Origin of the sequence: Salinibacter ruber DSM 13855 (assembly GCF_000013045.1) — a bacterium.
GTDB classification, from domain to species: domain Bacteria; phylum Bacteroidota; class Rhodothermia; order Rhodothermales; family Salinibacteraceae; genus Salinibacter; species Salinibacter ruber.
In genome coordinates this window covers 2,199,340-2,211,978 of sequence record NC_007677.1, presented here as the reverse complement: position 1 = coordinate 2,211,978, position 12,639 = coordinate 2,199,340, and the positions used below count along the sequence as shown (strand labels likewise).

Annotated in this window: 11 protein-coding genes; 10 read left to right on the top strand and 1 reads right to left on the bottom strand. The window is 63.5% G+C overall.

From position 1 onward, the window contains the following. Window positions 1–134: 134 nt before the first annotated feature. From SRU_RS09435 to SRU_RS09405, 7 genes are all read left to right on the top strand, one after another. Entirely contained in the window at window positions 135–722 is a 588-nt protein-coding gene (locus SRU_RS09435) for an LEA type 2 family protein (RefSeq protein WP_237701698.1), read from the top strand. 47 nt (window positions 723–769) lie between these two features. After that, on the top strand, window positions 770–1,453 hold the full coding sequence (cmk, locus tag SRU_RS09430) for a (d)CMP kinase (RefSeq protein ID WP_011404530.1): 684 nt from the start codon (window positions 770–772) through the stop codon (window positions 1,451–1,453). 222 nt (window positions 1,454–1,675) lie between these two features. After that, window positions 1,676–4,291: a 30S ribosomal protein S1 gene (rpsA, locus tag SRU_RS09425; protein WP_011404529.1), complete on the top strand. Its 2,616-nt coding sequence runs from the start codon at window positions 1,676–1,678 to the stop codon at window positions 4,289–4,291. 160 nt (window positions 4,292–4,451) lie between these two features. Then, window positions 4,452–5,873 (top strand): malic enzyme-like NAD(P)-binding protein, encoded by a 1,422-nt coding sequence (locus SRU_RS09420; RefSeq protein ID WP_112904189.1) that lies wholly within the window; start codon window positions 4,452–4,454, stop codon window positions 5,871–5,873. A gap of 57 nt (window positions 5,874–5,930) precedes the next feature. After that, window positions 5,931–6,668: a DUF434 domain-containing protein gene (locus SRU_RS09415; RefSeq protein WP_112904187.1), complete on the top strand. Its 738-nt coding sequence runs from the start codon at window positions 5,931–5,933 to the stop codon at window positions 6,666–6,668. A 79-nt stretch (window positions 6,669–6,747) separates the two neighbouring features. Next, window positions 6,748–7,098 carry a hypothetical protein gene (locus tag SRU_RS09410; protein ID WP_011404526.1) on the top strand — a complete coding sequence of 117 codons (351 nt, stop codon included), beginning with the start codon at window positions 6,748–6,750 and terminating at the stop codon, window positions 7,096–7,098. 178 nt (window positions 7,099–7,276) lie between these two features. Continuing rightward, window positions 7,277–7,585, top strand: coding sequence for a hypothetical protein (locus SRU_RS09405; protein ID WP_011404525.1), 309 nt, complete (start codon window positions 7,277–7,279; stop codon window positions 7,583–7,585). Window positions 7,586–7,723: 138 nt separating this feature from the next. Here SRU_RS09405 and SRU_RS09400 read toward each other — a convergent pair whose 3' ends face one another. Continuing rightward, window positions 7,724–9,211, bottom strand: coding sequence for an aldehyde dehydrogenase family protein (locus tag SRU_RS09400; RefSeq protein ID WP_112904185.1), 1,488 nt, complete (start codon window positions 9,209–9,211; stop codon window positions 7,724–7,726). A gap of 189 nt (window positions 9,212–9,400) precedes the next feature. Here SRU_RS09400 and SRU_RS09395 point away from each other — a divergent pair, with 189 nt between their 5' ends. The 3 genes from SRU_RS09395 to rimP all read left to right on the top strand — a co-directional run bounded on the left by SRU_RS09395 (window position 9,401) and on the right by rimP (window position 12,588). Beyond that, on the top strand, window positions 9,401–10,603 hold the full coding sequence (locus SRU_RS09395; protein WP_013062220.1) for a pyridoxal phosphate-dependent aminotransferase: 1,203 nt from the start codon (window positions 9,401–9,403) through the stop codon (window positions 10,601–10,603). A 107-nt stretch (window positions 10,604–10,710) separates the two neighbouring features. Further along, window positions 10,711–11,848, top strand: a protein-coding gene (prfB, locus tag SRU_RS09390; protein ID WP_011404522.1) for a peptide chain release factor 2 whose coding sequence is annotated in 2 segments (ribosomal slippage) — window positions 10,711–10,779 and window positions 10,781–11,848 — 1,137 coding nt in all. Because the reading frame shifts where the segments join, the coding sequence is not laid out codon by codon here. A gap of 257 nt (window positions 11,849–12,105) precedes the next feature. Continuing rightward, entirely contained in the window at window positions 12,106–12,588 is a 483-nt protein-coding gene (gene rimP, locus SRU_RS09385) for a ribosome maturation factor RimP (protein ID WP_118826748.1), read from the top strand. The last annotated feature ends 51 nt before the right edge of the window (window positions 12,589–12,639 follow it).

Sequence of the window (12,639 nt, the reverse complement as noted above, 5' to 3'; positions counted from 1 at the left end):
AACTGGTAGAGAGATTTGTAAAAGGCGATGGGTTCTTGATCCGTCCCCTGAATTCGCTTTCCGAAGCCCTGTTTCTTGCCGGGCGCTCCTCGTGTAGGCGCTGCGCCATGTTCGTTCTCCGGTCCCAATGGGTCTTGCCGTGTGTTCTCGGCCTTCTCCTCCTGGCCGCCACCGGGTGTACGGCGTTCCGGGAGGTCGCCAACCTGCGCAAGGTCCAGTTTTCGATCGATCGGGTGGCGCAGCCCCGCCTGGCAGGGGTGGACCTGGCGAGGGTGCAGTCCTACGATGATCTCCGGTCGACCGACGTGCTTCGGCTTGGCTCGGCCCTCTCCAACGGGTCCCTTCCCTTGTCCGTCACCCTCCACCTGGATGCCGAGAACCCGTCGCCGAACAGTGTCGATGCGCGGCTCACTCAGATGGACTGGACCCTCCTGCTTGAAGACAAGGAGACAGTGTCGGGTCGGTTTGAGCGGGAGGTGGTTCTGCCGCCCGGGGAGCCCACGGACGTGCCGGTCGACGTGGAGGTCGACCTCGTCCGGTTTTTTGACGACAACCTACAGGGCCTCGTGGACCTGGCCGCGGCCATCGACGGCGACGCGCCCCCGCAAACCCTCAAACTGCGCGTGCAGCCGACCGTGGACACGAGGCTCGGGCCGCTCCAATACCCGTCCCCCATCACGGTCGTGAGCAGGCGCGTGGGGGACGGCGCCCAGACGCCCTAGCCGGGCCTCCTCGTTGCGTCCGTTATGTTCATTGAGAGTCTTTCGACGTGATTGTCACCATTGACGGTCCTGCCGGCTCCGGCAAGAGCACCACGGCCCAACGCGCCGCCGCCCGGCTCGAATACGTATATCTGGACACGGGGGCCATGTACCGGGCCGTGGCCCTCGGCTTTCTGCGGGCCGAGGCGCCCGCCACCCGCTCGGGGGCGGAGGCCGTGCTCCCGTCCCTGACGGTCGACGTGGAGTACCGGGGCGACACGATGCAGGTCTTCCTCGGCGACGACGCCGTGACCGACCGCATCCGAAGCGCGGAAGTGGGACGCGTCGTGAGCGACATCTCGACCCTGGCGCCGGTTCGTGAGTACATGGTGGAGCAGCAGCGTCGGATTGGGCGCGCCCAGGCCGACCGACACGGCGGCGTGGTGCTGGACGGACGCGACACCGGCACGGTCGTCTTCCCGAAGGCCCCGGTCAAGATTTTCATGGTGGCCGACATCGACGAGCGGGCCCGGCGCCGGCTTCAGGAATACGAGGCAGCAGGGGAGGAGGTGACCTTCGAAGAGGTCCGCGCCGAGATCGAACAGCGGGACCAGCAGGACCGGACCCGGGACATCGCCCCCCTTCGGCGTGCCGACGACGCCATCGTCTTCGACACGACCGACTGTACCATTGCGGAGCAGGTTGACTTTGTCGTAGATCGCGTTAAAGCTCAGGACGGCCGTGGAACGTAGAGGTCCGGGCATGATACAACTGTCGCCTATCAGTGAGTCACTCGTGCTCACTACGGGCCCGCCTGACATTCAAACCTGTGCTTTGATGCGGACGGATCCGTCCGCAGGCTTCCTTCACCCTCTTCACCTTCCCTCCTGGACTGTCAGGACCAGGCAGGTACAAATTGCACTTGTCGCTGGCCGGCGAGAGGGCCAGCGCCGCGCAAACCTACCACACCGTATATGGCAGAACAAGAACAAGTAGCTTCCAAGGACGACACTCAAGATACTGCTGACGCTCAGCCCGCTCCCGCCGAGGCAGAGGAGGCGGCCGAGGCCGAAGCGCCGCCCGCCGACGCTGCGGATTCGGGGGACGACGTGGAGGCCGCGGACCCCGAGGCCCCGTCGACCCCGGACGCGGGGGGCGAAGACGTCGACGAGCCCGCCGCCGAAGAGCCGGCGCCCGCCGAGGACGCCCCGGCGGATGCTGCGGACGAGAGCGGCGACGGGGCCCCTGCGGATCCCCCGCCGGAGCCCGGCTTCGTGAGCCGCATTCTCGAGGAGGCCGTCGAGGAAGCTTCCCAGGACCTCCCGATGCCGTCGGGCGACGAGGCTTCGGTCGACGTGTCCGAGTTTGATGAGCCAACGGAGACCGTCTCGCCCGACGAGCTCGAACGGACGGAAGAGGCACAGGGCTTCACGGGCGAGACCTATGGAGAGACGGTTTCGCTCGACGAGCTGGAGACCGAGGAGCAGGCCCCGGCCGACACCTCGGTGTACGACCAGTTCCGCGATGTCGTCGACGAGACCTCCATCGATGTCCGCGAACAGGACATCGTGGAAGGCCGCGTGCTTCGGGTCAACGAAGACTACGTGGTGATCGACATCGGCTACAAGAGCGACGGGATTGTCTCCCGGGACGAGTTCGGGGAGGAGGAGATCCACCCCGGAGACACCGTGGAGGTGTACCTGGAGCGGAAGGAAGACCGCGACGGGCAGCTCGTGCTCTCGAAGGAGCAGGCCGACAAGGTCCGACGCTGGCAGCGTGTCGAAGAGATCTACGAGAACGAGGAGGTCATCGAAGGCACGATCATCCGCCGCATCAAGGGCGGTATGATCGTGGAGCTCTTCGACGGAATGGAGGCCTTCCTGCCCGGCTCGCAGATCGACGTCCGCCCGGTTCGGGACTTCGAGTCCTACCTGGAGACGCGGATGGAATTCAAGATCGTCAAGCTCAACCCCGAGAACGAGAACATCGTCGTCTCGCACCGCGAGCTCATCGAGCACGAGCTCGAGGAGCAGCGACAAGAAATTCTTGAGCAGCTCGAGGTTGGTCAGGTGCTTGAGGGCACCGTCAAGAACATCGTCGACTTTGGGGTCTTCATCGACCTGGGGGGCGTCGACGGGCTTCTGCACATTACGGATCTGTCCTGGGGCCGCGTCTCGCACCCGAGCGAGGTCGTGGAGCTCGACCAGGAGCTCGAAGTTGTGGTCCTCGACTACGAGGAGGAGCGCCAGCGCATTTCCCTCGGCCTGAAGCAGCTTCGGGACCATCCCTGGGATCAGATCGGCAACAAGTACGACGAGGGCGACGTGGTGGAGGGGAAGGTCGTCTCGATCACGAACTACGGGGCCTTCGTCGAAATTGAGAAGGGCATCGAGGGGCTCGTCCACATCAGTGAGATGTCGTGGACGCGCCACATCGAGCACCCCAGTCAAATGGTGTCGCTCGGCCAGGTGGTCGATGTCAAGATTCTCAACATCGATCAGGAGGAGCGGAAGATCTCGCTCGGGATGAAGCAGCTGGAGCCCGATCCCTGGGAAGGCATCAGCGACCGCTACCCGGCGGGCACGGTGCTTACCGGCACGGTGCGCAACATCACCAACTTCGGCGTCTTCGTCGAGATCGAGCCCGGCATCGACGGGCTGGTGCACGTCTCGGACCTCTCCTGGACCAAGAAGATTCGCCACCCGGGCGACATGGTCGATGAGGAACAGGAGCTCGATGTCGTGATCCTCAATATCGACGAGGAGCGGCGTCGGATCTCGCTGGGCCACAAGCAGGTGAAGACCAACCCGTGGGACCAGTTTGCCGACGCCTACGAGGAGGGCAACGACACAACCGGCGAGGTCGTCCGCGTGGAGGACAAGGGCCTCGTCGTCCAGTTGCCGCTGGACGTGGAGGCCTTTGTCCCGGGCAGTGAGCTGAAGAACGGCCCGAAGGCCTTCAAAAACCACTACCACGAAGGCGACGAGCTCGAACTGCAGGTCATTCGGTTCGACAAGGACCAGAAGGACATCGTCCTCAGCGAGACGGCCAAGGAAGAGGCCGAACGCCAAGAGGAGCAGGACGAACAAGAGCGCGAGTCCCGCCGAGAAGAGCGCGAGCGGGAAGAGGCCGTGCGCGACTTCAAGGACGAGCCGGAGCCCGAGCCGGACGAGCCGACGACCGGACCCACCACGCTCGGTGAGCTTTCCGGCCTGGCTGACCTGCGCCGTGAGATGGAGGAAGAGGAGGCCGAGGAAGAGACTGCCGCGGAGGACGACGACGCCGAAGCCGACGATGCTCAGGCCGAAACCCCCGACGAGGAGGAGGCTGCGTCTGAGGGCGAGGCGGGCGACGAGCCCGACGCCGAGGCGCCGTCGGAGGACGACGATGCGTCCACCTTCGACGAAACGGCCGGCTTTCCGGAGAACTTCCCACGCGTCTCGCGACTTGAGAATGCGGGCGTGACCTCCCTTGCGGATGCCCGTGAGGTGGACGACCTCACCGACCTCGACGGCATTGGGTCTGCCTACGCGGAGGAGATCTCCGACGCCCTCGATGAGTTCGACGAGACGGGCTCTGTAAGCAGCTAGTCCTCCCGGGCTACGACGACGTATTCCTGACGCACAAAGGGCGGCTTCCCTGTCGGAAGCCGTCCTTTTTCTTTGGGGTTCGGGAGCGGACGGTCCGTACTTGTCGCTTCCACAATTCCTTTTCGTTTGCACCACGACTCCCACCACGACGCGCCATCCTATGGAAGAGACCGAAGAGTACCTGCCAAGTGCCAGCAACTCCATCACCGTCCGGGTGGTCATTTCCAACCGCCCCGGCATGCTTGCAAAAGTGACGTCCGTGATTGGGGAGCACGGCGGCAACATCGGGGCCATCGACATTGTCCGGGCCGAGAAGGACGAGCTGACCCGCGACATTACCATCAACACCCGGAGCGACGACCACGCCGAATCGATCGTTCAGGCGCTGCGCGACCTCGACGGCGTCGAGGTGGTCAACATCTCGGACCGCACCTTCCTGTTGCACCTTGGAGGGAAGGTGGAAGTGGAGAGCAAGTCCCCGCTCCGCACGCGCGATCAGCTCTCGATGGCGTACACGCCCGGGGTGGCCCGCGTGTGTGAGGCGATCCACGAGACGCCCGAGGACACGCACCGACTCACGATCAAGAGCAACACGGTTGCGGTCGTCTCTGACGGCACGGCCGTCCTGGGACTGGGCGACATTGGGTCGGGCGCCGCGCTTCCGGTGATGGAGGGCAAGGCGCAGCTCCTCAAGGAGTTTGCGAACGTAAACGGATTTCCCATCTGCCTCGACACGACCGACGTCGACGAGATCGTCAACACGGTCCGCCGTATCGCGCCGGTCTTCGGGGGGATCAACCTGGAGGACATTGCGGCCCCGCGCTGCTTTGCCGTGGAGGAGCGCCTCAAGGACGAGCTCGACATCCCGGTCTTTCACGACGACCAACACGGCACGGCGGTCGTGACGGCCGCCGCCCTCCTCAACGCACTGAAGATTGTGGAGAAGGACCTCGACGAGATCAAGGTCGTGACGGTCGGCATTGGGGCGGCGGGCACCGCGGTGACGGAGATGTTCATGGAGATGGGGGTTGAGAACATCGTCGGGGTGGACAGCCACGGGCCGGTGACCCCGGAACGCGATGACCTGAACGACGCAAAGCGGCAGTACGCGGAGATGACGGACCCGTCCGTGACCGGGGATACGCTGTCGGCGGTCATGGAGGGCGCCGATGTGTTCATCGGGTTGAGCGTTCCGGACATCCTCGACGTGGAGGACCTGAACCGCATGGCTCGCGACCCCATCGTCTTCGCGATGGCCAATCCCCGTCCGGAGATCATGCCGGAGGTGGCCTACCCACACGTGGCCGTAATGGCCACCGGCCGGAGCGACTACCCGAACCAGATTAACAACGTGCTGTGCTTCCCGGGCCTCTTTAAGGGGGCGCTCGACTGCCGCGCGAAGGGCATTACCAGTGAAATGAAAATTGCGGCGGCCGAGGCGATTGCCAATGCAATCGATGATCAGAGCCTGACGCCGGACTACATCATTCCCAGTGTGTTTGACGAGAACGTGGTGGCTCAGGTGTCAAGCGCCGTGTCCCAGACGGCCCAGAAGCAGGGGCTGGCCCGGAAGCGTACATAGAGTCCGGCAAGGCCCACTCCGCCGTGCGTCCCCCGCATTGAGATCTGCTTCGTCCGCATGCCTGTGAATCGTGGGGCCCATCCGGAGGACCCCGGACTGTTCGGGGACGACCAGCGTGATCGGCTCCGGGCCGCTGTGCGGGATCTGTCGTGGCTTCGCACCCGGGGCTACAGTGGGGACAGTGCCCCGGAGCTCGTGGGAAACCGGTACCAACTGAAGCGCCGCCAGCGCGACGCGGTCGCACGATCGTCCTGCAGCGACGCCGAGCGAGCGCACCGGCTTCAGGGGCGTCTGCCCCCGGACGCCATCGCGGGACAGGAGCTTCACCTCGACGGCTTCAACGTGCTCATTACCATCGAGGCGATGATCGGTGGGGCGTACGCGTTTGTGGGGCGCGATGCCGCCTACCGCGACGTAGATCCCGTGCAAGGCACCTACCGCATTGCCCACCAGACCACGCCTGCCCTGCGGCGCCTTGCGGACACCCTGCAGGCCTTGCGCCCAGCGCGGGTCACGTGGCACCTCGATCGCTCGGTCTCAAACGTCGGGCGCGTGACGGATCGGATTGCGGACGTCTCCGCCGAGACGGAGCGCCCCTGGTCCCTTAACGCGCACGCGGGGGTGGACGCCACATTGAAGGAGGCATCCGCCCCCGTTGTGAACAGCGACAGCGCGGTGCTCGACGCAAGCGACGCGTGGTTGCCGTTGGAGGGGCTCGTTCATGCCCGCCACGTGCCCGATGCGCACGTCGTTGATCTCCGACCCGATGGGGAGTGCTCTCGGGAGACTCGGTAGGAAGCGGGCCCCCAGATGGGGAACGGCGCCGCCCCTGAATTCCGTAGTGACTTGAAAATAAATTCTTCAGAGTGTCCCGATGGCGACTGTCGTCACATACCTGCTCGTTTCCAACCCGGAAGACCCCGAGGCCGTCCGCTCCCACGCGCTCATCGACGAACACGAGCTCGAAGAGCGACCGATTGAGGACGACGAGACCGAAGAAACGTGCCCGGCCCTCAAATTTGCGGCGACGAGCGCCCTAGAAGACCGTGCCGACCTGGAATCCCCCTGCCGACAACTCTCGGAGGCGTTCCCGGAGGCAACGGTCACGTACTGTGAAGTGGAAGAACGATTCGATCACGTTGAACACCTCCGATCCGTCGTCTTTATCGGTGGGAAACGGGCAGGACATATCGAGCATGGATATGTGTTTAATGTCGGCACATGAGTCGCACCTTGGGTATTGACGAGCCTGTTTTCAATCCCACGGATGCGTACGATGAAGTACGTTTGGATTCGAAATGATAGGTGTAGACATTAAATGAAGCCGAAAGAAGAAGGGAACCATACCCTTGATTTCAAATTCTATATCCATGCGGATCTCAGTAACGATTATATTTTGAATTATGAACGCAGATTTTCAGATGGAAGTCATGGATCAGCAGGACGCCGAACGTGAACTCGGGGCGAGCGGGGGACGCGGCCGTACGTCCAAGTACGAGCCGATTGCCCAGAAGTGGAGTGACGTTGGCGACGACGAGGCAATTGTGCTCTCGGATCTTGAGCAGAACGACATTCAAAACCTTCGCAACCTTCTGTATCGCCGCTTCGGCAAGGAGAACGTCATTGTGCGTTCGGCCCAGCAGGAGGACGAAAGTTACAAAGCCGTCGTCCGGGCCCGGGAAGACGATGAGTACCTCCGAAATGACGAGTAACTGAGAGAGGCGTCCCGTGCACGCGGGAGGCCCTTCCACCAGGGATCCTCGTTTCTGCAATACAAAACGGGTGGTGATGCGCTCCATCACCACCCGCATTGCAGAGCGAGATGCACAAAAGAGAAGACCACTTCTACTTTAGTCTTCCACCGAGTCCATCTGGGCTTTTTGTAGCTGGCCGGAGTAGTCAACGTAGAGGGTTTTGTGCTCCGTCCAGAACTCGAAGGCCGCGTAGCCCCCGTCCCGTTGGCCGTTGCCGGTGTCCTTTACCCCCCCGAAGGGCATGTGCGCCTCGGCCCCGATCGTGGGGCCGTTGACGTAGGTGATGCCGGCCTCCAGGTCCCGCATCGCCCGGAAGCTCTTGTTCACGTCCTGGGTGTAGATGGAAGAGGAGAGCCCGTACTGGGTATCGTTGGCCACCGTCACGGCCTCGTCGTAGGACCCGACCTCAAACGTCGCGAGCACCGGCCCAAAGATTTCTTCTTGGGCAATCGTCATGTCGGGCGTCACGTCCGTGAAGAGGGTCGGCTCGTAGAAGTGACCGTCGAGGCCGTCAACCGACGCAGGCGCGCCGCCCATCTCCAGGGTGGCGCCCTCCTCCTGTCCGATCTCGACGTACCGGTGCACCGTTTCCGCGGCGGCCTGATTGATGAGGGGCCCCACGTCGGTGTCCGCGTCGTTTCCATCACCAAGGACGAGCGCTTCTGCCTCGTCCCGAATCATCGCCACGAGCTCGTCGTGCACCGATTCGTGACAGATGAGGCGGCTGGTGGCCGTGCACCGCTGGCCCGTGGTGCCGTAGGCGCCCCAGATGGCGCCCTCCAGCGCGAGGTCGAGGTCGGCGTCGTCCATCACGATCATCGGGTTCTTGCCGCCCATCTCCAGGGACACCGGCGTGTTGAGGCGGCCGCAGGTTTCGGCAATCGCGGTGCCGACCTCGTAGGACCCGGTGAAGCCGATGGCGTCGACCTCCGGGTGCTCCACGAGCGCCTGCCCCGCCTCGTCCGCGCCGTGCACCACGTTGATCACCCCATCCGGAATGCCCGCGTCGATCAGCGTCTGCACGAAGCGCAGGCCGCTGTGCGGGGCGTCCTCGCTCGGCTTAAAGACGATCGTATTGCCGGCGGCGAGGGCCGGGAAGATCTTCCAGGACGGCACGGCGACGGGAAAATTCCAGGCCGTGATGATGCCACACACCCCGAGCGGGCGACGGATGGCCATGTTCATCTTGTCGGGCAGCTCACTCGGGACCGTGGTGCCGAACAGCCGTCGCGTTTCGCTGGCCGCGTAGTAGGCCGTGTCGATGGCCTCCTGCACATCGCCCTTCGTCTCGAAGAAGGGCTTGCCCATCTCGCGGGTCATCGAGCGGGCGATTTCGTCTTTTCGCTCCGCTAGCAGGTCGCCGGAGGCTTTCAGAATCTTCCCGCGGTCCGGAGCGGGGGTGCTGCCCCAGTCCGAGAAGGCGTCTTGGGCCGCCTGCACGGCGGCGTCAACGTCGGCGGGGGCCGAATCCGGAAAGTCGCCGATGTGGTCGTCGGGGTCGGCCGGGTTTCGGTTGTCGAAGGTGGCCTGTGAGGCGGCGCCGGTCCAGCGGCCGCCAATGTAGTTTTCGAACGTATCGGGCATACCAGACACAAAGAGAGACAATTTGGAGGGGAACAGTGCTTTCCCAAACCTAGGTGCCGAGAACTTCAAAGTACAATCCGTTGTCCGGCGTCCGGTCGGCACCGCCGGGGACGAATTGAACCTCCCGGGAGGGACAGAGTACGCGCCTACACCAACTGCTTGCTTGACCTCAGACCCAAAACCTGTTCTATGGCCGCTCCTGCCACCGCCCCCGATCTCGATACGTACGTCTCAGATCGCGTGCGTGAGACGCCCCCGAGCGGCATCCGCCGGTTCTTCGACATTGCCGCCACGATGGACAACGTCATCTCGCTTGGCATCGGGGAGCCGGACTTCAACTCGCCGGACGCGGCGCTGGAGGCCGGCGTCGACGCGCTGGAGAACGGGCGCACGAGCTACACCTCCAATGCCGGCATGGAGGAGCTCCGCGAGCTCATCGCGGAGGACTACGAGGAGCGACACGGCCTCTCGTACGACCCGGAGAGCGAAATCGTCGCCACGGTGGGGTGCAGCGAGGCGATGCAGCTGGCCATGCAGGCTTTTCTCGAGCCGGGGGACGAAGTGCTGATCCCTGAGCCCTGCTTCGTGTCCTACGGCCCGTCCGCCCGATTTGCAGGGGGGGAGGTGGTGCATGTCCCGACCCACGTCGAGAACGACTTTCAGGTGACGGCCGCCGACATTGAGCCGCACCTTAGTGACCGGTCCAAGGTGCTCTTCCTGGGATACCCGAACAACCCGACCGGGGCGGTGCTGCGGCGCGACACGCTTCAAGAGATTGCCCAGCTCGTGGTCGACAACGACCTGCTGGTCGTCTCTGACGAGATCTACGACCAGTTGATCTACGGCACCGCCCACGACCGGGGGCACGTGTGCGTCCCCACCGTTGAGGGACTACGCGAACGGACGGTGCTGCTGGGGGGCTTCTCGAAGAACTACGCGATGACGGGATGGCGAATCGGGTTTGCCTGCGCGCCGAAACCGCTCTCGCAGGCGATGCTCAAGGTGCACCAGTACATGATTATGAGCGCGCCGACGATGGCCCAGGAAGGGGCCATCGCTGCGCTGCGTGAGGCCAGGGGCGACGTGGAGAAGATGCGGCAGAGCTACGACGAGCGCCGCCGCACCATCGTGTCGGGGCTGAACGACGCGGGCCTTCCCACCTTCGAGCCGGAGGGCGCCTTTTACTGCTTTCCCGACGTGACTTCTACGGGGATGACGTCCGAGGAATTTGCCCAGCGGCTCCTGGAAGAAGAGAAGGTGGCGTGCGTCCCGGGAACCGCCTTCGGCCCAAGTGGAGAAGGGTACGTGCGGTGCTCCTACGCCACCGGCCTGGACGACATCACGGAGGCGCTCACCCGCATTGACCGGTTTGTGTCGCGGCACCAGTCCTGAAGGCCCGCTCCCAATCGGTCCGGAGAAACATCCCGCTTCGGGCCGTAGTTTCTGCCGCCACAAAGTTTTGGCTCCGGTCTCCCCTCACCAAAATCCTCTCTTCTACCATGAAGTCGTACTCGGACGAGGACCTCGAACAGCTCGCTGAGCGCGTGGAGGCGCTCGGGGGCTATCTTTGACGTAGACGGTCGCCGCATGACCGTCGAAGAGCTCAACCAGGAGCGGATGGACCCCGACTTTTGGGACGACCCGGATCGGGCCCGCGAGATCGAAAAGCGAATTGCCCGCGAAGAAGAATGGATCGAGGCGTGGGAGGACGTCAAGGAGCAGGCCGAGGACATTGAGACCCTTCAGCTTCTCTCCGAAGAGGAGGGGGAAGACATGTCGGACGAGATCGACGCGGAGGCGCGAAAGCTCGAACAGAAGCTCGATCGGTTGGAGTTGGAAAGTCTTCTCGACGACCCCGACGACGAGCGAGACGCCATCGTCGAAATCAACCCGGGTGCCGGGGGCACCGAAAGCCAAGACTGGGCAGAAATGCTGCTCCGCATGTACATGCGGTGGGCCGAGGACCAAGACTACGACGTGGAACTCGTCCACCAGCAGCCTGGAGAGGAGGCCGGCATCAAGAGCGCAACCCTGAATGTGCAGGGACGGCACGCCTACGGCCGCCTCAAAAGCGAAACCGGCGTGCACCGACTGGTCCGCATCTCCCCGTTCGACGCCGACAGCCGCCGCCACACCTCGTTCGCGAGCGTCTTTGTCTACCCCGAGGTTGACGACAGCATTGGGGTGGACTTGAGTGAGGGCGAAATAGAACTCCAGACCTTCCGGTCCGGCGGCAAGGGGGGGCAGCACGTCAACAAGGTGGAAACGGGCGTCCGTTTGATCTGGACCGGCACCCTGTCCAACGGCGAGGAGACCACCGTCCGGGCCGCGTGCACCCAGGAGCGGAGCCAGCACCAGAACCGTCGTCGCGCCCGAGAGATGCTCAAGAGCCGCATCTACCAGGCGGAGCGGGAGCTCAAAGAAGAAGAAAAAGAGCGGCTTGAGAGTTCGAAGAAAAGCATCGAATGGGGGAGTCAGATCCGCTCGTACGTGCTCCACCCCTACAAGATGGTGAACGACCACCGGACGGACACCAAGCGGAACGACGCGGAGGCCGTGCTGGAAGGGGAGCTGGACCCGTTCATCAAGGCCTATCTCCTCAAAGGCAAGAAAGACCGGGACACGTCTCCAGTGTAGGGGCGCGCAGCGCAGCTGCTGGAGGGGCGGACGCGTAGAAACATCGGGCGGGGCCCAACGTTACACCGTTTTGACACGCGTATTTCGTGGTCCGCTGGGAAAACAGCGCGAGAAGGTGGCCTCCGACGCCACCTTTTTGTACTGATGCCTGCGGGCATCCGAGAATTGGAGAGGCGGTTCGGCGATCCCGGGCCGCACATGGCGTTCGTCCCGCCTGTCGGGCCGGGCGCTTTTTTGCACTAGGTGCTTCTGGACGCTTGACAACTGCATTTGTGAACCCCACGCAACAACATCTTGCCGACCGGGTTTCCGGACTGACCGAAGAGGTGATCGTCGGAACCGACTACTTTCTGGTGGACGTGGAGGTGCGGGGGCACAAGGGGACACGGGTCGTGGAAGTGTACATTGACTCCGAGGAGGAGGTGGGCCACGATGACCTCGCCCTCATTAGCAAAGAGATCGGGTTTCTGCTTGACGTGGAGGACGTGGTGGATGGAAGCTACAAGCTGGAGCTTTCCTCGCCCGGGATTAAGCGTCCTTTGACGATGCCGGCGCAGTATCGGAAGAACGTTGGCCGCACCTTGCGTGTACGATTTGAAAGCGACGGCGACGAGGAGATCGTGGTGGGGGACTTGACCGACGCGGACGACGAAGAGATTGAACTGGAGCTGCCCTCTGCGGAGCGCCTTCAGCTGCCATACACGACAATCACCCAGGCTCGGATCGAGCTGCCCTGGTAAGGGGAATTGGGACACACGCGGCGGGCCACGCGGAACTTACTTCTTCACAGG

Excerpts from the sequence above, each read along its gene's own strand:
- rpsA (WP_011404529.1), top strand. The coding sequence starts at position 1,676 with ATGGCAGAACAAGAACAAGTAGCTTCCAAGGACGACACTCAAGATACT.
- SRU_RS09420 (WP_112904189.1), top strand. The coding sequence starts at position 4,452 with ATGGAAGAGACCGAAGAGTACCTGCCAAGTGCCAGCAACTCCATCACC.
- SRU_RS09395 (WP_013062220.1), top strand. The coding sequence starts at position 9,401 with ATGGCCGCTCCTGCCACCGCCCCCGATCTCGATACGTACGTCTCAGAT.
- SRU_RS09405 (WP_011404525.1), top strand. The coding sequence starts at position 7,277 with ATGAACGCAGATTTTCAGATGGAAGTCATGGATCAGCAGGACGCCGAA.
- SRU_RS09415 (WP_112904187.1), top strand. The coding sequence starts at position 5,931 with ATGCCTGTGAATCGTGGGGCCCATCCGGAGGACCCCGGACTGTTCGGG.
- SRU_RS09410 (WP_011404526.1), top strand. The coding sequence starts at position 6,748 with ATGGCGACTGTCGTCACATACCTGCTCGTTTCCAACCCGGAAGACCCC.
- SRU_RS09400 (WP_112904185.1), bottom strand. The coding sequence starts at position 9,211 with ATGCCCGATACGTTCGAAAACTACATTGGCGGCCGCTGGACCGGCGCC.